Consider the following 23,274-nt stretch of genomic DNA (forward strand, 5'->3'; position numbering starts at 1 on the left):
GCGCTCCTTTAGAGCAGAGGCGGATTGACTAAAGACCTAATACACTCAACGAGGGGTGATCATCAGGGCGACGTCCTGATGTCCAATGAAATTTTCTCTCTTTTTCTTCAATCGCTAAGTCGTTGATGCTGGCAATGCGCAACGCCATCAGACCAAATTCATCAAATTGCCAGTTCTCGTTACCATAGCTTCTGAACCATTGATTATTTTCGTCGTGCCACTCGTAAGCAAAGCGAACGGCAATTCGGTTTTCGCTATGCGCCCAGAGTTCTTTGATCAACCGGTAGTCCAGTTCCCGCTGCCATTTACGTGTCAAGAACATCTCAATTGCATCTCGACCTTGCAAAAATTCTGATCGGTTTCGCCATTGGCTATCCGCGGTATAGGCAAGGGCGATACGCGCCGGTTCGCGCGTGTTCCAGGCGTCCTCGGCCATACGTACTTTTTGAATGGCAGTTTCTTTTGTGAAGGGCGGAAGTGGCGGACGACTCATGATGTAATTCTCCATAGGAATGATCGGTATCGATGGTTCTGCTTGCTAGCTCAATTTTAGCTTTAGTTTGAGTTTGACCAGGTAGTGATGATCAACATCATCGAGCTGCAAACACGAACTTACTACAATTTATGCGACTGAATACGTGGCCGAATTCAAGGCTGAATTCAAGGCGTGCACTACCGGAAAATCAATATCCGTTTTAGCAACCGAGTTCATGTAATTGGTCCAGGTATTGAGTGCAACGTGCAGCACGATTTCTATCATTTGAGCGTCGTCATAACCTGCAGCTTTAATGGCTTGAAAATCGGCTTCGCTGATGTGACCCCGTTCTTTTGCTACCGCTGTTGCAAATTTTAATGCCGCATCAGCTTTGGCATCGCTGGAGTTAGCATGGCGATTAGCAGTGATTTCTTCGTCATCCAATTTAGCGAGATTTTTTGCCAAGTAAGTATGGGCAGATAAGCAGTAATCGCAGCCGTTGATTTCTGCAATGGCAAGTGCGATACGCTCACGAGTCGGTGCTGGAATGTTACCTTTAGCCAACGTCCCGGACAGACCCAGATACGCCTCCAGAGCGATAGGGCTGTTCGATACCAAGCGGAATAAATTTGGTACGACACCAAGTTGTTTTTGAACTGCATGTAATAGTGCCTGAGACGCCGCCGGAGCTGCCTCAATCGTCGCTGGAGTTGGGATGAGTGACATGATGATTTCCTTTTAAATTAGTTTGTCGAGTTGACCAAGAGAACTGTAGCAAGTTTCATTAAATAAGATAATCTGGTAAATTTAGGAATAACTATCTCAATTTTTGAGATTTTTAAAAGTCGTTCGAAAAGAACATGCCTGTGGAGATGTGGATGACAGATCGATTAGATTCGATGGCGATTTTGATCGCGGTGGTTGATGCAGGCAGTTTTTCTGGTGCTGCACGTCGTCTTGCTATGCCGCTGGCAACGGTTAGTCGCAAAGTAGGTGAGCTGGAGGCGCATTTAAAAATACGTCTGCTATTGCGTTCTACTCGGCAATTGGCATTGACTGAGGCAGGGCAGTCGTATGTTGCCGCTTGCCGGCGTATTCTGGAAGAGGTAGCCCAGGCAGAACGCATTGCCGCGGGCGAATATACGATGCCCAAAGGCGAGCTGGTGATTACCGCACCCGTTGTTTTTGGACGTTTGCATGTGTTACCTATGGTGGTCGAATTTTTGAAAAAATATCCGGATATTGACGTGCGTCTGACGCTGTCAGATCGCAATGTCCACTTATTGGAAGACCACATCGATGTGGCGTTGCGCATCGGTGCATTGCCTGACAGCGATTTGATCGCTATTCCCGTTGGTGCAGTGAGGACGGTGGTTTGCGCTAGTCCAGAGTACTTTGTGCAGCGAGGCAAGCCGACGACGCCAGAGCAACTGGCTCAGCACGATTGTGTTTCGTATGATGTGTTGACATCCCCGCATAGCTGGCGATTTTTGCAGGGGAAGTCCGAGATTACCGTGCCAATCCATTCGCGCCTGATCGTCAATACGGCAGAAGCGGCAATTGATGCCGCGGTTGCGGGTGTTGGAGTAACGCGAGTCTTGTCTTACCAGATCGCAGCGGCCAAACGCCAGGCTTTGTTGGAAATTGTGCTTAAATCGTTTGAGTCGCCCGACAGACCGGTTAATCTCGTACATGCGGGCCAAGGCATACTGCCTTTAAAGCTGAGAGCCTTCCTTGATTTTGGATCAGCGTATTTAAAAAACCGGTTATCTGATGCAATATAAAATCGGTGCGTCAGGCATTTTTAATTGAATATTGAATATACTCCCCTTTATTTTTATAAAATATGCTTCATTGTCCAATGATTGATTGGACGACTTTATTTTACTGGATAGGAGTATATTCAATACCAGGTTATAAAGTATCTTAAATTTACTGGAAGTAATATGACGCTTTTTGCCGTATATTTTTTAGATAAACAAGGCAGTCTGGCTGTGCGCCAGCAGTATCTCCGGGCGCATATTGCTTGGCTGGATCAGCACAAAGAGCGTATCTTGGTTGGCGGTTCATTGCGTCATCAGCCCGGCGATGCGGCGCTGGGCGGCTTGTGGATTGTCGAAGCGGAAAGCAAAGCCGAGATTGAGGAGCTGATATTGACTGATCCTTTTTGGATCAATGGTCTTCGCGCCAGTGTTGAGATTCTGTACTGGTCAAAAGCTTTCCCTGAGCGACAGAGCTTGATTTAGCGTAGTTGATTTAGCTTTGGTTTAGCTTCACCTTCACCTTACTCGACATGCTCCACCAGCAATTGCACCCGCGTCACGCCGTTATAGGTATTGGCATCCAGCCTGAAGGCAACATTCACACGCTCTGGCAGATGATCAGTGTGACCAAACCAGATGGCATCGTAGCGTTTGCCATTTTTTTCCAGTTCCATTTTCAGGTGGCGTTCTTTCAGAATCCGTTGTGAAATCAGCTTGAAGCCATCACAAAATATCGGTGGCGCAAAGCCTTGGCCCCAGACCTGTCCATCCATCAGGCTAATAAAGTCCGTGCTGAAATACGCATCCTCTAAAGGACCATCGGTTTCGATAATCCGCTCTAACTGATCGGCTTGCAGCCAGCTCTGCGCTACGGCTTCAAAGGCTGCTTGAAAGGCAGGAAAGTTTTCTGCCTTCAATGTCAACCCCGCTGCCATCGCATGTCCGCCGAATTTTAAAATCAGGTCTGGTGCATGTTTAGACACCAGATCCAGCGCATCGCGCATATGGAAGCCGGGGATGGAGCGGCCAGACCCTTTGATCAAACCCTCATCGCCGGGCGCGAAAGTAATCGTTGGGCGATAGAATTTATCTTTGAGGCGAGAGGCGACAATCCCGATCACGCCTTGGTGCCAGCTCTCGTCAAATACGGTGATGGTATTGCTGGCGGCGGGTTGAAAATCATCCAGATGCAGCAAGGCCACATCCTGCATCTCACGCTCGATATCTTTGCGATCGGCATTGATGGAATTGAGTTCTTGCGCAATTTGCCAGGCGCGACCTTCGTCATCGGTCGTTAAACACTCTATGCCCAGCGACATGTCGGACAAGCGACCCGCTGCGTTGATTCTGGGACCCAAGGCAAAACCCAGATCGAACGGACTGGCCTGATGCGGTTCTCGTCCTGCAACGCGGAACAGGGCGGCTATGCCCGCATGCATGCGACCTGCACGCATGCGTTTGATTCCTTGCGCGACCAGAATACGGTTATTCGCATCTAGCTTGACGACGTCGGCGACTGTGCCTAAGGCGACCAGATCCAGTAAGGTATCAAGCTTGGGTTGCTGCTGCTGATCAAACACGCCACGCTGGCGTAACTCTGCACGCAAGGCCAGCAAGGTATAAAACATCACGCCAACACCAGCCAGATTTTTGCTCGGGAAGCCGCAGCCCGGCTGGTTGGGATTCACAATCACCGCAGCGTCTGGCAGGGTATCTGCTGGAAGATGATGATCGGTCACGACCACCGCCATACCCAGGGCGTTGGCAGCAGCGACACCGTCGATACTGGCAATGCCGTTATCGACGGTGACAATAATATCTGGCGATTTTTCTTGCTGCGTTAATGCGACGATTTCCGGCGTTAATCCATAACCGTGGATTTGCCTATCCGGCACGATGTAATCGACCGTTGCACCCATCATGCGCAGGCCGCGCAAGCCCACTGCACAGGCCGTTGCCCCGTCACAATCGTAGTCGGCGACGATACACATTTTTTTGCCAGCGGCGATTGCGTCGGCTAAATACACCGCCGCTTGCTGAACATGCAGCAATTGAGTCGGTGCGATCAATTGCGGTAATTCGCTACGTAATTCGGCGACGTCTTTCACGCCACGCGCGGCATATAAGCGCGCCAATACCGGATGGATGCCGCTTTGGCGCAGCATTTCTGAATCACGGAAAGAATAAGGGCGGGTGCTGATACGTGTCATGTTAGTTGGATGTTTCTTGCGCTGGTAGCGAGAATAAAGGATGCAATGTCGGTTTGCGCCAGAATTGACGGAGCGACCAGGGCGTTAAACTAAATTGCACCAGCGTGTTGGCATCGGTGACGATCAGATTGAGTTGGTTAATTTGTTGGTCGCGTAAAGCTGCCAGTGCAGGTGCAAAGCAGTGCTCCTCCAGCAACTGCATGCGCTCCAGCCAGCTTGCCCAGTCGTTATTCAGTGCAGGCTCTAGCAGCGCATCGATTAAAACGGGGCGTTTTGACGCCAGATCGATTTGTTGAAATTCAGTCACTTTTTGGATATCCGGCATGTCCATTAATTGCGTGCTACCGCCGGACAGCCAAACTGAGTTGACTGGCTTTAAACCTTGCATCTCTCGTTCTTGGTTGATGGTGTGACTAAACCATTGCATCTGGATTTCATTTTGAAGCTTGCGCCATGGGCGTGCTTGCTCACCTTTGGGCATCCAGATATCGATATTGTGGCCGCAAGCCGCATCTGGCGTGGCTGTTTGCAGGCCTTGCCAATCATCGGCGCGTAAAAACCAGTGAAGTGCGTCGCCATACACTAAAGTTTTGCCCAGTTCGTCACAAATGATTTTTGCCTCGGCAAACAGGGCGCGCGACTCAGGCTCCGTCAATGTCAAGCGGCGTTGGTCTGTAAGTACCAGATGGTCGCGTGCAATATGGATATGAACAGGTTGCAGCGTGAACCAAACTGCGGTCGTACCGGTCACATCAGTCGCCATCGGCTGAACGCCAAGCGCTTGCATTTTGTTGTGCGTATTAGCGGGACTGCTCTTGATGGCTGATTCTAAACCTACAGAGTTTGAAAAAGGAGGTCCAATGACTCTGCCGCCCCCAGGGCTAAAATGCCCTGCAAGCAAGGATTCATGCGGTAATTGTCTTGCAAAGTCTTCAAAGTGATGGGGAGTGTCGGGTTTAGCTTTGCCAATTAAGCAGCTCAATGCTGGTACACGTAGCTCGCGTAGCAGGTCTTTGGCAAGCGGGGCGGGAGGGATGGCAAACGGCAGTATCATTTCTAAATAGCTCATAACGACATTGTATGGCAAGATGCTCGCTGACTAAAAATATTACTTTTAAGACTATGCAAAATCGCCGTCAAAACTCCTTAGCGCGACAATTTTGTGTAAGCCCTAATTAAATTATCTATTCTGGATCAAGTTCTATAGTGAAAAATTACCCTTTTGAATGGCTGGTCGGCCTGCGTTATACCCGCGCTGGACGACGTAGTGGCCGTAACAGTTTTATCTCGTTTATTTCAATGATTTCTATGGCCGGCATTGCCTTAGGTGTCGCAGCATTAATTGTTGTGTTATCTGTGATGAATGGCTTCCAAAAAGAAGTGCGCGACCGTATGTTGTCGGTGTTGGCGCATATTGAAGTGTTTGATGCCACTGGTACTTTGCCAGATTGGAAGACTACTGCACTGCAAGCGCAAAAAAATCCCTCGGTCACAGGGACTGCGCCTTATGTCGATGCACAAGCCATGATTATTGGCGGCGATGTAATGCGCGGCGTGGTGTTACGTGGCGTATTGCCAGAAGAAGAGCCAAAGGTATCTGACGTTACAAGCAAAATGAAGTACGGCAAATTTACTGATTTGAAACCGGGCGGTTTTGGCATTGTGCTAGGGATTGAACTGGCTCGCAGCTTGCATGTGCAAGTCGGTGAAAAAGTCACGTTAGCCGGAGCGCCGGAAGGCCAGATTACGCCAGCCGGCATGGTGCCGCGTCTTAAAGTCTTTACCGTGGTCGGTATTTTTGAAGCAGGACATTTTGAATACGACTCTGGCATGGCATTTATTCAGATGGAGGATGCTGAGAAGTTTTTCCGGCTATCGGCACCGTCGGGTTTACGCCTGCGTATTGTCGATATGTTGAAAGCGCCGCAAGTCGCAGTGGAGTTATCAAAAACATTGTCTGGTGATTTGTATATACGCGACTGGTCGCAACAAAATCGTAATTATTTTGCTGCGGTAAAAACAGAAAAAACTATGATGTTTATTATTTTGACGCTAATCATCGCAGTAGCAGCCTTCAATCTAGTATCAACCTTGGTGATGACGGTGACAGACAAGCAAGCGGATATCGCGATTCTGCGCACCTTGGGTGCGTCCCCTTGGTCGATCATGAAAATTTTTATGATCCAAGGTGCTCTGGTTGGCTTACTGGGCACCGCGATCGGTGTCGGCTCTGGCATAGTAGTCGCATTAAATATCGATATTATTGTGCCGTTTATTGAGCATGTTTTAGGTGTACAGTTTTTGTCCAAAGAAGTGTATGTGATCAGCACTTTGCCTTCTGATTTGCAATGGAAAGATGTTTGGACCATTGGCAGTGTTGCAGTCGTATTAGCTTTTGTTGCAACGATTTACCCAAGCTGGCGTGGTGCCCGCGTTAAACCAGCGGAGGCATTGCGCTATGAATAATCATATTACTGACCAATTAGTTCTATCTTGCAGCGGCTTAGGGAAGACTTTTACTCAAGGTACTTACTCAGTCAAAGTACTTGGTAATATTGATTTTAAAGTGAATAAGGGAGAGCGGGTTGCCATCATTGGTGCATCTGGTTCTGGTAAATCAACCTTGTTGCATTTGTTGGGTGGCTTAGATGCACCGACGACGGGTAGCGTTACTTTACAAGGTAAAGATTTCGCAACCTTAAACGAAACCACCAGAGGCGATTTACGTAACGCTGCTTTAGGTTTTGTGTATCAGTTCCATCATTTATTACCTGAGTTTTCTGCCTTAGATAATGTGGCAATGCCTTTGCTGATACGTCGGGTTAATCGCAATGAGGCTCAGGCAACTGCGCGGGCAATTTTAGCGCGAGTTGGTTTGGATCATCGTGTCAGCCACGTACCCGGTGAATTGTCTGGCGGTGAGCGGCAACGCGTTGCTTTGGCGCGGGCTTTAGTGACACAGCCAGCCTGCGTATTAGCGGATGAACCCACTGGCAATTTAGATAGGGCGACTGCGCAACAAATATTTGAATTAATGCTGGAGCTATCGCGCACTTTAGGTACGGCGTTTGTAATCGTAACGCATGATGCTGAGTTGGCGAAACGCTGCGATCGAGTATTGCGTTTATCAGAAAACGGATTGCTGCCCGCTTGATGGGATTGATGTGACCAATGTGATGAATTTGACTGCGCAGCTTTTACTTTATTTACAAAAAACTGAGCATAGTTTTGGCCATGTCTTGGTTGGACGTAAATTAGCTGGGCGTAAATTAAGTGACCTCAAATTGCTTGAGCGTACATCTCATTCCTCGCCTTTGTTGCTAGGCGCAGTCTTGTCTGCCTCTTTATTGACTGCACCAGCTTTTGCTACCACCGAATTAGCTTTGCAGTTAGCAACATCATTGACCAGCGATAGTAATCCTTTACGTTTTTACGATGGTGATGCAGCCGCGGTGCAAAATGGCAACACCAGTACTTCAGATAAAGTCAAAGCACTGGATGTACGAGCCGGGGCGATTATTCCCATCCTGTCAGACAGGACACGTTTGATTTTGACCGGCAGTTTGGGTACGCGACAATATCAAACTTATCAAGACCTGGATCATCAGGAAAAAGCGGGTGACGCTAGCTTTGAATACGCGATTGGTAATATTCTTACGGGGCGCGTTACCGCTGGAAAAGAAGATCGCTTATTTCAATATATTAATGGCTCGTTGACGGCAAAAGACATTTCTCATTTTTCTCAAACCGGTGCTGAACTTACACTAAAAATTACGGATGAATTGTCCGTTCCTGTGAAGTTGGATCGCTCTAACTTGCATTACGATCTGGACGTCAATCAGCTATATAATTTTCACCAAAATGGACAGCAGGCTGGTCTAAAGTATTACTCGCCAACCGGATCAAACTTAGAGCTTGGAGTCCGGTTTTCTGATACCGATTATCCCAATCGTAATCCACAGCAAATTGCTGATCTCGATCAGCGTTATCGAGAAACCGAAACCTATATTGAGGCCGAGTGGAAGTACAGCGTTAAGACGGTCGTCAGCACGCATTTAGGCCTGATACGGCGACGTTACGATAGTCTTAGTGATTTAAATACCAATTTGGTATCAACTCTGGTGCGTGGGACGTATTTCTATTCACCCAAATTACGTTTAGACGCACAAATTTTTGATCGTCCGTTTGCCATCGTTGATCCTTCTATTTTATATGTCGTCACAAAAGGCTTACGCCTGGATGCGCAATGGAATATGTCGGATAAAACGCAATTTCATTTGATGGGATTAGCGCAAAATAGTGATCAAAAATTAGTCCCAAGATTGGCCGAAATTCAAGACTCAGTTTCTCGTAAAGAAAAGCTGACTCGCGCTGGCTTCGGTATCAATTATCAATTGCAGCGTGGTGTTCGATTAATGTTAGATAGTTTTTATGAAAAAGTGGAGAGAGACGCCAATTTATCCGGACTAAAACAGGGCGTGATTATGATAGGTCTTGAATATAGCTATGAAAATTTACCTGGTAGCACCGCTAAAATGGGATTGTCGCGGTATCAGCATTCACTGAATAATACCGATGCATTACGATAATAAATATTTTGGACAAATTTTCGCAAGTCCAAATCTTGATGAATATTGTTTGATGAGAACTGTCATCGTTGAAATCAAATAAACTGCATAAATAACTCTGGGTAAGATCATCAATGAAGCTTTTCGATAAAATCAGTCGTCGTTTATCTAACTATATTAGTTGTGCCTGGATGCCATTAAAGCAGGGGCAGGGTATAGTCAGTTTCTCTTTTGATGACGTACCTGCCAGCGCTTGTACTATCGGCAAAGCATTGCTGGAAGAGTTTGACGCTCGCGGTAGTTTTTATGTCTGTGGTGGTCTTACTGATGGTCAGGAGCAAGGACGTACCTGCCATAGCGTCGCAGAATTACAAGCGCTAGATGCTGATGGTCATGAGATTGCTTGCCACACTTTTTCGCATACTAATTGCACTCTTTATGGTGCTACAGAGTTAAATCAGGATTGGGAGAAAAATCAGGATTTCTTTAAAGAAAACGATATCAATAATAGTGGCTTTGCGTTCCCATTTGGCGCTTATGATTTAGCTAGTAAACGTTTAGCGTCTCGTCGTTTTGCTTATAACAGGATTACCGGTGGCGGCACCCAGATTGGACGCGCTGATTTAGCTGCCTTGCGAGCACAAGCACTTTACGAACAAAAAACTAGTCTTGAATTAATTAAAGAGCTAATACAGCAAACGGCTCAACATGGTGGATGGCTGATTTTTTACTCGCATGAAGTAGATGATGAGCCCGGCCCTTGGGGTACATCACCAGCACAATTGCGTTACGCCTTAACCGAAGCAAAAAATGCTGGATGCAAAATATTGCCAGTTCGTGATGCGATTCTCTTTTTTCAGCAATAAATTAATTAAAACACACAAATGTTGAGTTTGTTTTGCATGTCTAAATTATAATTGTGTTAAATCTGTTTTGATCGTCATAGATATTTTTGATATCTCGTTTTAATTCTCGTTCTTTGCTTTCCGTCTCGGTCACTCTGAGCGTATTCATCTTTACTTCTCCAGTTACATTTAATCGGACTATTCGCCCATGAGCCAACAAAGCCAGTTTGCCCTGCTCACGCAGCGTCGTTTTGCCCCATTCTTCTGGACGCAATTCCTGGGTGCATTCAATGACAACGTGTTTAAAACCGCCTTGCTGACGATATTGACTTATGACGCTTTGTCTTGGACTAAGCTCGATATCGGCTTGTTGAATAATTTGATCCCGGGGCTGTTTATTTTGCCGTTTGTCTTGTTTTCAGCAACATCTGGCCAGTTAGCAGATAAATTTGAAAAAGCGGGATTAGCCCGCAAAGTCAAATTGCTAGAAATTGTAATCATGTGTATTGCAGCAACGGGCTGGATGACGCATACCTTGTGGTTATTAATAGCCGCTGTTGCCGGTATGGGGATTCACTCAACCCTTTTCGGTCCGGTGAAATATGCGTACTTGCCACAGCACCTTAAATCCGAGGAACTGGTCGGTGGTAATGGTGTGATTGAGATGGGTACGTTTGTCGGTATTTTATTGGGCGAAGTTCTGGGTGCGATGCTGGTCGTACATAAACCTTGGGGAATACAACTAGTTGCTGGCGGTACCATCGTGATCGCCATCATTGGCTGGCTGACTAGTCTGCGGATTCCTAATTCCCCAGCGCCGGAGCCTGAGTTAAAAATCAATTGGAATGCTGCAACAGAGACTGTCCGTAATATCCGGTTTACCAAGCAGAATCGCCCCGTATTTTTATCGTTGCTGGGTAATTCTTGGTTTTGGTTTTATGGCGCCATAATTTTGGCGCAGTTCCCTTTGTATGCCAAAGATTATTTGCATGGCGATCATAGCGTATTCGTTTTACTACTAACTATTTTCTCATTTGGAATTGGTGCCGGCTCGCTTTTATGTGAACGTTTGTCTGGTCATAAAGTGGAGATTGGCTTGGTGCCGTTTGGTGCAATTGGCTTATCTGTATTTGGCTTTGATTTGTATTTGTCTAGCGTCGCTTATACACACGCCTTGACTGCAATTAATGCAGGTGCTGTGGCACCGGCAATTGACGCAATGGGATTTTTTCATCAAGTTGGAAGCTTGCGTATCGTATTTGATATCGTGATGATCGGCTTGTTCGGTGGTCTATACATCGTGCCGTTATTCGCGCTGATACAAACCCGATGCGATCCAAAACATTTATCCCGTACCATCGCAGGTATGAATATCATGAATGCTTTGTTCATGGTGGTGGCTGCATTGAGTGCGACTTTAATGCTGAGCCGGGGATTTACTATCCCACAAATTTTTATGGCAACAGCGATTTTGAATGCGGTTGTGGCCTTGTATATTTTTAGTTTGGTACCTGAATTTTTAATGCGGTTTATCGCATGGTTACTGATCCACACTATTCATCGCGTTAAGGGAGTAAATACTAATCGTATTCCGGTTGAGGGCGCAGCAGTTTTAGTTTGTAATCATGTTAGTTATATGGATGCCATCGTGATTATGGCCTCCAGCCCGCGACCGATTCGTTTTGTAATGGATCACCGGATTTTCAAGATTCCATTTTTGTCCTGGGTTTTTAAAACGGCAAAAGCCATTCCGATTGCACCTGCTAAAGAAGATCAATTGCTCATGGAGAAAGCTTATATTGATATCGCTAAAGCCTTACATGAAGGTGAACTGGTTTGTATTTTCCCAGAAGGTAAATTGACGACTACTGGTGATATGAATGAGTTTAAGGGCGGTATTATGAAAATACTAGAACGCTCTCCAGTACCTGTATTCCCAATGGCGCTGCGTGGTCTCTGGGGTAGCTTTTTGTCGAGAGATAAAGGCAACCCGTTTGAGCGTTCTTTCAGCCGTGGTCCTTTCTCACATCTAGAACTTGCAGTGGGCGAGGCTTTGCAAGCATCAGAAGTAACACCACAATTATTGCAAGATAAAGTGCAATCTTTACGCGGTGAATGGAGATAAAAATGACTGTTCTGCATCGCGTGATAATGTTATGTGTATTTTTTCTTGGTTCTATCCTCAACATTATCGAAGCGAATGGTGCCAGCATTACTCGATTTTCACCTCAAGGTGAAGTGGCTCAGGTTCGACAGATCAGAGCCACATTTTCTGAAGCAGTGATTGCCTTTGGAGACCCCAAAGCGGCTGCTCCTTTGGATATTAAATGTATCCAAGCAGGCTCAGGTCGATGGGCAGATGATAAAAACTGGGTCTACGATTTTACCGCTGACTTGCCGCCGGGTACGCTATGCAGCGCTCAGTTAAAAGCTAATTTTAAGACAGTTACCGGCGCGGCGATCACAGGTAAAAGCACTTTCCAATTCTCCACTGGCGGTCCGGCAATCGTCAGTGTTCGCCCTTATCAAGGCGAGTCTATTGATGAGGAGCAGGCATTTATTCTGTTTCAGAATGGTGTAGCCACCAGCGCCAGTATTTTGCAGCACACTTATTGCGAAATTGAAGGTGTGCATGAGCGGGTTCCGGTACGGTTTATTGAAGGTGCTGCCCGTACTGAATTACTAAAACAATACAGCTCAACCGACGAGAATACCGCTAGCCGTATCAGTATTGTGCAATGTCAGCAGCGTTTTCCTAATGCGGCGGCTGTGCGTCTGGTCTGGGATAAGGGAATTGTGACGCCATCAGGTGTGCTAAATAGTCAGGTGCAATCGTATAAATTTAAAGCACGTCAGGCATTTACTGCTAGCTTTACCTGCGAGCGCGAGAACGCCAAAGCTGCATGCACGCCGATACAGGCAGTAGCATTAAATTTTAATACGCCAATTAGTCGGAAACTCGCAGAACAGATCGTTTTAAAAACTGCAAAAGGTAGTAGTAAGCCGACGTTTAAACGTGATGAAAAAGAAGAAACCGTACAACGGGTTGAGTTCGCCCCACCGTTCGCCGAAAAGACAGAATACACACTGGAGTTGCCGGGTAAATTACAAGACGATAGTGGTCGTAGTTTAGGCAACGCTGCACAATTTCCTCTGAAGTTTTCTACCGCTGATTATCCACCGCTGGCAAAATTTCCTGCTGCTCCGTTTGGTATTGTTGAACTGAACGCGGATGCAACCTTGCCAGTCACCTTGCGTAACGTAGAAAAAAATCTGATTGCCCGCAGTGCCGACGGTAAGCAGTCACCGGGCACGCTTGCGAACTTAAAAGTCGATGATGATGCAGGTATCATCAATTGGATACAACGACTTAACCGTTATCATGAAAGCAGTATTCAGGTTGCAAACAAGTCTGTAGAAACTCGCAGTATTGGTTTGCTAGTTAAAGAAGCCGGCGTGCGAAAACTCGATTTGCCTAGCTCGCCAGAAGACAAAGATACAGCAGCCATTGCATCCAGGCCATTTGAGGTGATTGGTATTCCACTCAAAGATCCGGGTTTTTATGTGCTGGAACTGGAATCTCAAAAACTGGGTAGTGCCTTGTTGGGCAAGCCTGCTCCGATGTTTGTGCGTACCAGTGCGTTGGTCACCAATATGGCAGTACACATTAAATTAGGTCGTGAAAACGGCGCAGTCTGGGTAACGAGTTTAGACTCGGCTAAGCCTGTAGGCAATGCAGATATCCGTGTATCTGACTGCACAGGTAAAGAAGTTTGGCGCGGCGTTAGTAACGCAAACGGTATCGCAATGATACCGACAGCACTGGATAATCCTTGTCGCTACAGCGAAGACAACACGGACGTCAGCAAGGGCAAAATTAATGGATTCTTTGTCAGTGCTCGTAAGACCGATGAAAAAGGGCGCAAGGATATGGCGTTCGCTTTATCGTCCTGGAATAGCGGTATTGAATCGTATCGCTTCAATTTGCCAACGGATACGAGTAAAGTCGCGACGGTCAGAGCACACACTATTCTAGACCGTAGCTTATTCCGAGCGGGTGAAACTGCTTCAATGAAGCATGTGATCCGTATTGAAAATATGCATGGATTCGGTTTTCAGAAAGCAAGTTTATTACCTACCCGCGTTCGTATTATCCACCAAGGAAGCAATCAGGAATTCCAGTTTCCGCTGGTATGGCGCGGACAGAATACGGCTGAAACAACTTTTACGATTCCAAAACAAGCTAAATTAGGAACCTACAATATTGTGCTGGATCAGGGAACATCAAAGACAAGTGAGGCGGGCAATGACACCACTAATAACGATGCTGATAACGAATCCGATGGTGAAGACCGCTACGGTCGAAATACCTACAACAGCGGTAGCTTTAGGGTAGAAGAATTCCGTCTGCCTTTACTACAGGGGCGTATTACTCCACCCAAAGCCGCGCAAATTGCACCGAAAGAATTAGCTCTTGATGTGCAGCTAAATTATCTTAATGGCGGCGGTGCTTCTGGTTTGCCGGTAGAGATCAGTAGTTTGCTGCGAAATAAAAATTTAAGTTTCCCCGCCTATGATGGCTATGCGTTTAATGCTGGCTACGAAGCCGATGATGAACAAAAAATCGTTGCCAATAAATTACCGGTAAGTCTGGATAAAAACGGCAGCGGTAAAACGATTATCAAAAATTTACCCGCGATTAGTAAGCCGCAAGAATTATTGTCTGAGATGACCTACGCCGATCCTAATGGCGAGATACAGACTATATCTGCTGTGACGACTCTATGGCCTTCTGCCGTGATTGTCGGTATTAAAGCCGGTGGTTGGGTCTCAGTTAAAAAGAAAGTCACATTAAGTACTGTAACGCTGGACACCAATGGCAAACCGCAAGCGGGCGTCGCTGTGGCACTAACAGGGTTATCGAAACAAAGTAATTCACATCGCAAGCGTATGGTCGGCGGATTTTATGCCTATGAAAATGCAGAGACAACCAAGGACTTAGGCGAGCTATGCGCTGGCAAATCTGATGCGCGTGGTTTATTCCTCTGCGATGTAGAAATTAAAGAATCCGGCAATGTAGAAATCACTGCCAACGCAAAAGACGACAACGGCAAGAGCGCGTTAGCGAAAACTTCTGTCTGGGTCGCTAATCAAAATGAAATTTGGTTCGATGGCGAAAATCAAGATCGTATGGACGTCTTGCCTGAGAAAAAACAGTATCAGCCCGGTGATATCGCTAAGTTCCAGATCCGTATGCCATTCCGTTATGCAACCGCATTGGTTGCGGTTGAGCGTGAAGGTGTAATCGATACAATGGTGGTGCAATTGAACGGACGCGATCCAAGTATTACGGTCCCGATCAAGGCTGGCTATGGGCCTAATATTTTCGTATCTGTGTTGGCTGTTCGTGGACGGATGCGTGAAGTTCCTTGGTATTCCTTCTTTACCTGGGGTTGGAAAGAGCCACTGAACTGGTGGAGCGAATTCCGCGAGTATCAAAATCCCGGCGCGACTGTCGATCTGGCAAAGCCAGCCTACAAGTATGGAATTGCCGAAATTTCTGTTGGCACTGCCGCACATCAACTGGCAGTCACCGTAACTAGTGATAAATCGGTATATCCAATTCGCACTACCTCCAAAATCACAGTGCAGGTAATGCGGCCAGATGGCAAACCTGCCGCCGGTGCTGAAGTCGCATTGGCCGCCGTTGATGAGGCGTTGTTAGAGCTGCAGCCAAATACTTCTTGGGATATTTTGGGAGCCTTGTTACAACGACGAGGATATGGTGTCGAGACCGCGACTGCACAAATGCAAGTGATAGGTAAACGTCATTACGGTCGTAAAGCCGTTGCAGCGGGCGGTGGCGGTGGAAAATCATCGACGCGTGAATTATTCGATACATTACTACTCTGGAAGCCCTCTATCATCCTAGATGCAAACGGTCGGGTGCAAATTGACGTGCCGTTAAACGATGCACTAACCAGCTTTAAGATCGTCGCGATTGCGCAAAGTGGCGCTGATCTTTTTGGTACCGGTTCCGTCAGTATCCGGTCCAGTCAGGATTTGCAATTGATTTCTGGCTTGCCGCCATTGGTGAGGGAGGGCGATCAATTTGTCGCCATGCTAACGGTACGTAATACAACGACTCGGTTGATGAAAGTCGAAGTGATGGCGAATGTCGCAGGCTTGTCGTCCGAGCTGAGCAAGCAAAATATCGTAATACCAGCAGGTGAATCGAGAGAGGTAAATTGGAATGTGGTGGTGCCAGCTTCGCCCAATAATTTAAGTCCATCTTCCTTCTCTAATGCCGACAGGCAGCAGTTGACTTGGGATATTAAAGCGCAAGAAATCTCAGCAGCAGGAGTGCAAGGCGTGAAGGATGCACTGAAGATTAGCCAGCGTGTGATTGCCGCAGTACCTGTTACGGTGCAGCAGGCTAGTTTGTTCCAGTTAGAGGCACCTATGACGATGGCGGTTAGTCAGCCTGCCGACAGCTTGCCTGGGCGAGGTGGTCTGGCGATTTCTTTAATCCCTAGTCTGGCTGGTGGTAACGAGAGCTTACGTCGTTATTTCAGCGAATATCCTTACTCCTGTCTTGAGCAAAAGACATCACGCGCTATCGGCCTGCGTGATGCTGCTATGTGGCAAAAGATAACGGCTGATTTACCTAGCTATCTGGACGCCGATGGTTTGGCATATTATTACCCTCCGGGCGACAGCAGCCAAAGGCATGGCAGCGATAGTTTGACTGCGTATATCTTGGCTGCAACCAACGAGGCTGGATTTGCTGTACCGGATGCCAGTCGCGACAAGATGTTGCAAGGCTTGAGTGCGTTTGTCGAAGGCAAAATAACACGCGATTTCTGGTCGCCGAAAAAGGACCTGGATATCCGTAAAATCGCCGCGCTAGAGGCAATGTCTCGTTATGGTCAAGTGCAGCCTCGGATGCTGGGTTCAATTCAAATCGCGCCGAATCTATGGCCAACCTCCGCCATTATTGACTGGCTGTCAATTTTGCAGAGAACCGCTAATTTACCCAAGCGTGAGGCCTATCTTAAAGAGGCGGACCAAGTGCTGCGGTCACGGCTGAATTACCAAGGCACTCGTCTTGGTTTCTCTACTGAGGCCGATGATTATTGGTGGTGGTTAATGAGCAATGGCGACAGCAACGCAACCCGACTTATTTTAGTCATGCTGGACAATCCTGCATGGCGTGATGATATGCCGAAGTTGATGACAGGAGCCATTCAGCGCCAAACTCGAGGCCGCTGGATGACGACTACGGCCAATGTCTGGGGCTCATTAGCATTAGAAAAGTTTGCCAATAAGTTTGAAACTGAAAAAGTTTCCGGCATAACCAAAGCAAGCTTGCAGCAAGGTGCTGTGCAAAGTTTTAATTGGCCCGTGATTGGAACTAGCACTACAACAGCAACTGGTGGTGGTAATTTGCAATTGCCTTGGCCTGCCAATACTTCTACTGCGATGCCATCGCCCAAATCGCTAACTCCGGCAGATGGTTTAAAACTCAGCCACGAAGGCAAAGGTAAACCATGGGTAGTATTGCAAAGTCTGGCTGCAATTCCCCTAAAAGCGCCATTCAGCAGCGGTTATAGAATCAACAAAACCATCGTACCAGTTGAGCAAAAAGAGAAGGGTAAATACAGTCGTGGTGACGTCCTGCGTGTTAACCTAGAAATCGATGCACAGACTGATATGACTTGGGTCGTCGTCTCCGACCCCATTCCCGCAGGGGCTAGTTTGCTGGGTTCAGGTTTAGGCCGTGACTCTGCAATTGCCGCAACTACTGGAGTAGATAATAGCAATGCAGGTAATTGGAGTACAGCCTGGCTTGCCTATGAAGAGCGCAGCTTTGAAGCTTTCCGTGGTTATTATGAGTTTGTGCCTAAAGGAAAATTCTCACTGACTTATACGGTTCGCCTAAATAATGTTGGCGAATTTAAATTGCCACAAACTAGAGTTGAGGCCATGTACGCCCCAGAAATGTTTGGAGAAATTCCGAATCCTGTCATGACAGTCAAGTAATGCGATTGATGAAGTACCGTTGGATCAGATTCGTTTGCACCGCGTCCATTGTCTGTGCATTGAGTTTAGCCGCAGGCATCGCTAACGCGGTGCCCAGTTTTAAAGAAGTACAGGCTGACTTTGTCTCGTCAGAAGGGTTTTTGCTAGACAGGCACGGGGTTGTAGTTCATCAATTAAGGCTTAATCAAAAAGAGCGCAAGCTCGCCTGGGTCAAATTGGAAGATGTCTCTCCGGCGATTAGAAATGCTTTAATCGCGTCGGAAGATAAACGTTTTTACCAGCATAGCGGTGTAGATTGGAACGCCGTGGCCGCCGCTGCCTGGGGCAATTTGTGGAATAGCAAAACCCGCGGTGCCTCTACTATTACAATGCAATTAGCGGGCTTACTCGAAGAGGATTTACGCCGTAAATCCAATGCCCGCACAACTACCCAAAAACTCACTCAGGTATTGGTGGCGCAATGGCTGGAGCGCAGCTGGCGCAAAGATCAAATCCTCGAAGCGTACTTAAATCTCGTACCATTCCGTGGTGAGTTAGTTGGCGTACACGCCTTATCACGGGTTATGTTTGACAAGCATCCCAGTGGCTTGGATCAAGTTGAGGCAGCAATTGCTGTAGCCTTGCTCCGCGCACCCAATGCAACCTATACCAAAGTGGCAGAGCGTGCCTGCAATATCCTTAAAGATCAGGGTGCTCCGGCATTTTGTCAAAATCTGGCAGGACAAACTTCGCTCTACTTTGCGCGACTGACGGCTAAATCCGATTTAATTAATGTCAGCAATGGACCTCAATTAGCACCGCATCTTGCGCAGCATTTAGCAAATAAGTTATTGAACGCGAACATGCATTCTCTGCGATCTACCTTGGATGCCGGAACCCAGCAATTCGCAAAAGATGCTCTAACACGACAGTTATCTGCTTTGGTTGACCGCAATATTGAAGATGGCGCAGTTCTGGTACTAGATAATGCTAGTGGCGATGTACTCGCATGGGTTGGCTCCAGCGGTAACCTGTCCGATGCCCGCCACGTAGACGGAGTCCTTGCTTTACGTCAGGCCGGATCAACCCTGAAGCCGTTTTTATACGAACTGGCCTTAGAGAAAAAATGGTTGACTGCGGCATCCATCTTAGACGACTCCGCCATCAATTTACCCACCGCATCCGGTTTGTATATTCCGCAAAATTACGACAAACATTTTAAAGGTTTGGTTAGCGTACGCACTGCCTTGGCATCGTCGTTAAATATTCCTGCCGTGCGCACTCTGGTCACAGTCACTCCTCAACTGTTTTTTCAACGCTTACAGAGTCTGGGATTTTCTTTGCGTGAAGAGGGTGATTATTACGGCTACAGTCTGGCGTTAGGCAGTGCTGATGTGAGTCTGCAAGCCTTAACAAATGCATATCGGACACTAGCCAATCAGGGTAAATATAGCGCTATCCGCACCAGCGAAAAAGATCCCAAGTCTGTAATGCTGCCCAGATTATCGCCTGCTGCGACGTTTATCATCAGCGATATTTTGTCCGATCGCACTGCGCGAGCTGTAACCTTTGGATTAGAGAACGCCTTGTCTATACGCTCTTGGTCTGCGGTAAAAACCGGGACATCCAAAGACATGCGAGATAACTGGTGCATTGGTTATTCTGACCGCTATACCGTAGGCGTATGGGTTGGCAATGCATCCGGCGCGCCGATGTGGGATGTGTCTGGCGTAACAGGTGCTGCGCCGATCTGGCAAGAGGTCATGCAATATTTAAACCGGTCGGTTTCAAACACGAAGAGTACCGCTAAAAAAGAATTGACCAGAACTGTTCCCGATGATGTCGTTATGCACTCGATTAGCTACGACGATCAATTAGAAGCGCCAAGGAATGAATATTTCATCAAAGGGACTGAGCAAAGCCACATCGCCATCGCAAAATCAAACGAAATTAGACCGTCGATCACTTATCCCACTGCAGGGATGTTGGTTGCCCTTGATCCAGACATTCCACCAGATAGGCAACGCATACGATTTGCTACACAGGGATTACAGCAGGGTGGATGGATATTAGATGGCCGAAGTTTGAGCAACCCTGGCAAAACAAAATCGCAGTCAGGCCAACTGGCACAAATTGACTGGATGCCATGGCCGGGCAAACATCTATTGCAGCTTGTTGATAGCAAAGGTTTGGTTGTGGACGAGATCCGGTTCGAGGTGCGCGGAGCTCAGCTTGCGATAAGAAAAAATACTAAGAAGTCAAAATAGCTTGATTAGCAGATCAACTAGAGCAGAGTTTTATTTTTGATTCTGCTCGAGTATAGCCAAGAGTATGGTCTGTGATTTTTACTAGTTTAAAAAGGAATGTCATCCTCTTCTATCGGCTTAGTATAACGTTCAACGGCGTCCAATCTTGCATGCAAGTTTGCAAGTACGATTCGTTGCTTTGTAGGTGAGGCGTCATTGAAAAAATGCAGAAAGTCACGAAGCGCTTCTATAGAAAAATCCTCTTTTTTAGAGTAATACTATCTACTTCAAATAACTACTTTCAATCTTCGCAGCACTACCATTTTTTTTAATCGTTTCAATCGCTGCATTCATCTTCATAATAAAGTCCGCTTTATACGCAGGATTATTATTGACGCTATAGCCAATAAATGTTTCTTCACCAGATAACTCAAGTGCCTCTCCTTGTAGTTTGAAATTGTTCAGATCCGGATCAGCTTGTAATTTTTTTGTCGTATAAAAAGCAGCGCCTCTATCAGTTGCGTAGCAGGCGATACGTTTTGCTGCTAGTTTTTTTATATTGGCTTCATTACCTTTGGCTTCTGACAAAGTAATTTTGCCTGCCTTAGCTGCGTCGATCAGTCTGGACGATAAAAGAAAACCAGCGTTGACGCCTATCGTTAAACCTGTAAAGTCGTCCGGGAATTTTTTTCTTGGGGCTGCCATCACATCCGGATTACAAAAGAGTACGACCGTTTCCGTGTAAAGCACGACAGAGTAAGTGGAGATATAAGTGCGTTCTTTTTTAAACCCGGGCGGGAATAAAGCGAAGGACGCGCCGCTTTCCAGATCAGCTAAACCTCGCTTCCAAGGCCTTGGTTTAAGCTCTACCTCATAAGCTGGTTTTAATAACTCAGACGCCTTATGCAACAGCTCTACATACATCCCTTTAAACTGACCGTTTTCTACATAAGAGTAGGGTGCATAATCATCGTCACCTAAGAGAATCACTTTTTCAGTTGCGTACGCGCTTGAGCCGACTGCTGATACAAAATAACTGGCAAGAAAAAAATAGAAAAATTGACGTTTCATTCGTAATCCTTCGATAAAAATTCCAAGGTCTAATATGTAGTCGTAGTCACAGGGTTTAGCATGAAGTTATTCGTATCTGAAAATACATCTGAAATCTGCGGCATGTATGCGGTACCTGATTCTCTCGATTGAATTCTTAATCGCGTATTTCAGGTCAAAATAGTATTTGTTTTGGGTGCGACTATGGGTAAAGTGAGGATGAATTTTGTATACGAGTTATGTCCCGTTTTGCTGTCCACTAAGATGGTTCCACCAAGCACGTCATTGGCGATGTTGTAGACAATATTCAGACCAAGACCACTGCCGCCTTGCCCCAGTTTTGTAGTGAAGAAGGGGTCGAAAATCCGATTAATATTTTCTTGTGAAATACCTTTGCCGTTATCCATAAAGACAAATTCAATTTGACCCAAAGGTAATTTTTTAACATAAATACTAATGATGCCGAGATGCTCGGAATCAAATCCATGCGCTAGTGAATTATTAAAGAAATTAGTAATCATTTGCCCAATGGCGCCTGGATAACTGTCCATCATGATGTCGTCTTCCAGGACGGTATTAATTTTATGCGGTGTTTTTTTAAGTAAATGATGAAGCGTTGCCAGTACCTCGTTGATGACTGATTTAAGGTTAAAGGTACGTCGTTTGTCACTTGACTGGTCAACCGCAACCTGTTTGAAGCTACTGATGAGTTCGGCTGCATTATTGAGATTTTGAATAATTAATTGGCCTGCTTCAACCGACGCGTTGGTATAGTCTTCTAAGATTGAGCGTTTCAATAATCCGGCCTGATAATTAGCAGAGAAGTTTTTACTTCTATCCAGGAACGAGGTCGATACCAGAAGCGCATTGCCAATTGGCGTATTGAGTTCATGTGCAACTCCAGCGACCAGCGATCCTAGCGCTGCGAGTTTTTCTGATCTGATTAATTCATTTTGCGATTGATTTAGCTCTACCGTACGGGCTTCCACTTTGCGTTCAAGTGAATCATTCAGATCCCGAATGATTTGCTCGTTTCTTTCTCTCTCAATCAGGTCGGCTTGTAATTGCTTATTTTTATCCGCTAATTCGGCCAGTAGCTGGTTAAGTGTGTTGCGGGTTACCTCTAGCCTATCGGCCAGGCTGCCAAGCTCATCATCGCGGTAAGGCCGGATCGGCGTCGCAAAATTGCCTAGTGCAAGCCGGTCTGCGTCTAGCCTTAGTTGATGGATTGGACGTACAAAGCGGTAATACAGCAGCACTAAAATGATGATCAGTGAAACGATTAATTGGAGGGCGATACTGCCGACATAGTTTCTTATGCGCCGCAAAAACTCGGCATCTAAATAACCGCTATCAAGACCGACTTCAACACGGCCTAAGACTTCGCCCTGATACAAAATTGGTTGGGCGCTGACGACGACGCTACCTATTTTTCGTTCCGGTAAGCTTTTACGGAAAATGGATTTGTCGCCTTCAAATATTTCTACTTTGGTGATGGCAGGGGTTGCCATAGCGGCTTCTACCTGATCTTGGATTGCAGAGGGATTTTTGTTCCAGACTGGGTCGCGCAAATTTAGCGCCAGCATATTGGTAATTCTTTGCAGATCACTTTTTTGCTGCTCTACTGCGGCATTTCTCTCTACGCCCCATATGAATATCCAGCCAGATATAAAGGCGGGTACGAGCAGTCCAGTTAATATGCCAAGCAAAATGGCGATCTGTATGCTGAGATGCGGTTTTTTCATTAGAAAATACCAGTTCCACTGGGGTTAGTGGGACGCTAAAAATTTAGCGAACAGTCGGTGATGTGAATCTCTTGCTCATGTGCAAATGATTATAAAACACATTAGAGAAAAAATACGAATAGTGATGTAAAACTAACAAAAGCTTTAGTGGAAAAAAATGGAGTAAAGCGTTTGGGGGGCTTACTCCATACGCTTTACTCCACTGGCCATACTGATGCAGACCCGAACTTAGCCTGCAATGAATCATTGTCTGACGGTATTGCTGATGCCGATACTTACATTGCTATAAATTATCTTACTCCCGTCTAGTATATTTTACTGTCCATGTAATTTCTGGTCTATAGCCTGTT

Annotated in this window: 15 protein-coding genes; 9 read left to right on the forward strand and 6 right to left on the reverse strand. The window is 46.4% G+C overall.

From position 1 onward, the window contains the following. Positions 1 to 28: 28 nt before the first annotated feature. Positions 29 to 493: a nuclear transport factor 2 family protein gene (locus AAKU61_RS04125; RefSeq protein ID WP_503012576.1), complete on the reverse strand. Its 465-nt coding sequence runs from the start codon at positions 491 to 493 to the stop codon at positions 29 to 31. 129 nt (positions 494 to 622) lie between these two features. Further along, positions 623 to 1,201: a carboxymuconolactone decarboxylase family protein gene (locus AAKU61_RS04130; RefSeq protein ID WP_322119210.1), complete on the reverse strand. Its 579-nt coding sequence runs from the start codon at positions 1,199 to 1,201 to the stop codon at positions 623 to 625. A 152-nt stretch (positions 1,202 to 1,353) separates the two neighbouring features. Here AAKU61_RS04130 and AAKU61_RS04135 point away from each other — a divergent pair, with 152 nt between their 5' ends. Continuing rightward, complete coding sequence (locus AAKU61_RS04135) at positions 1,354 to 2,259, forward strand: LysR family transcriptional regulator (protein WP_354329885.1); 906 nt, start codon at positions 1,354 to 1,356, stop codon at positions 2,257 to 2,259. Between the two features lie 162 nt (positions 2,260 to 2,421). Continuing rightward, complete coding sequence (locus tag AAKU61_RS04140) at positions 2,422 to 2,721, forward strand: YciI family protein (protein WP_354329887.1); 300 nt, start codon at positions 2,422 to 2,424, stop codon at positions 2,719 to 2,721. A gap of 38 nt (positions 2,722 to 2,759) precedes the next feature. Here the strand turns inward: AAKU61_RS04140 and recJ are convergent, their stop codons facing one another. Further along, positions 2,760 to 4,448, reverse strand: a complete 1,689-nt coding sequence (gene recJ / locus AAKU61_RS04145; protein ID WP_354329889.1) for a single-stranded-DNA-specific exonuclease RecJ — start codon at positions 4,446 to 4,448, stop codon at positions 2,760 to 2,762. A 1-nt stretch (position 4,449) separates the two neighbouring features. Further along, a complete protein-coding gene (locus AAKU61_RS04150) occupies positions 4,450 to 5,517 on the reverse strand; it encodes a hypothetical protein (protein WP_354329890.1) in 1,068 nt (355 codons plus the stop codon). Between the two features lie 134 nt (positions 5,518 to 5,651). On the opposite strand from AAKU61_RS04150, the gene AAKU61_RS04155 reads away from it, so the two are divergent. From AAKU61_RS04155 to pbpC, 7 genes are all read left to right on the forward strand, one after another. Next, positions 5,652 to 6,914 (forward strand): lipoprotein-releasing ABC transporter permease subunit, encoded by a 1,263-nt coding sequence (locus AAKU61_RS04155; protein WP_354329932.1) that lies wholly within the window; start codon positions 5,652 to 5,654, stop codon positions 6,912 to 6,914. Further along, a complete protein-coding gene (lolD, locus tag AAKU61_RS04160; protein WP_354329892.1) occupies positions 6,907 to 7,602 on the forward strand; it encodes a lipoprotein-releasing ABC transporter ATP-binding protein LolD in 696 nt (231 codons plus the stop codon). The genes AAKU61_RS04155 and lolD overlap by 8 nt, the downstream gene beginning before the upstream one ends. 22 nt (positions 7,603 to 7,624) lie before the next feature. After that, positions 7,625 to 9,037, forward strand: a complete 1,413-nt coding sequence (locus tag AAKU61_RS04165; RefSeq protein WP_354329894.1) for a hypothetical protein — start codon at positions 7,625 to 7,627, stop codon at positions 9,035 to 9,037. A 113-nt stretch (positions 9,038 to 9,150) separates the two neighbouring features. After that, the gene (locus tag AAKU61_RS04170; RefSeq protein ID WP_354329896.1) at positions 9,151 to 9,882 is read left to right on the forward strand and encodes a polysaccharide deacetylase family protein; all 732 of its coding nucleotides are present in this window, start codon (positions 9,151 to 9,153) and stop codon (positions 9,880 to 9,882) included. A gap of 187 nt (positions 9,883 to 10,069) precedes the next feature. Then, complete coding sequence (locus AAKU61_RS04175) at positions 10,070 to 11,986, forward strand: MFS transporter (RefSeq protein ID WP_354329898.1); 1,917 nt, start codon at positions 10,070 to 10,072, stop codon at positions 11,984 to 11,986. 26 nt (positions 11,987 to 12,012) lie between these two features. After that, positions 12,013 to 17,904 (forward strand): alpha-2-macroglobulin family protein, encoded by a 5,892-nt coding sequence (locus AAKU61_RS04180; protein ID WP_354329934.1) that lies wholly within the window; start codon positions 12,013 to 12,015, stop codon positions 17,902 to 17,904. Between the two features lie 8 nt (positions 17,905 to 17,912). Further along, a complete protein-coding gene (pbpC, locus tag AAKU61_RS04185) occupies positions 17,913 to 20,150 on the forward strand; it encodes a penicillin-binding protein 1C (RefSeq protein WP_354329900.1) in 2,238 nt (745 codons plus the stop codon). Positions 20,151 to 20,411: 261 nt separating this feature from the next. Here pbpC and AAKU61_RS04190 read toward each other — a convergent pair whose 3' ends face one another. Then, entirely contained in the window at positions 20,412 to 21,200 is a 789-nt protein-coding gene (locus AAKU61_RS04190) for a substrate-binding periplasmic protein (protein WP_354329901.1), read from the reverse strand. Positions 21,201 to 21,349: 149 nt separating this feature from the next. Beyond that, positions 21,350 to 22,924, reverse strand: coding sequence for a sensor histidine kinase (locus AAKU61_RS04195; protein ID WP_354329903.1), 1,575 nt, complete (start codon positions 22,922 to 22,924; stop codon positions 21,350 to 21,352). Between the last annotated feature and the right edge of the window lie 350 nt (positions 22,925 to 23,274).

The organism is Undibacterium sp. GrIS 1.2 (genome assembly GCF_040544435.1).
Lineage (GTDB): Bacteria > Pseudomonadota > Gammaproteobacteria > Burkholderiales > Burkholderiaceae_D > Undibacterium.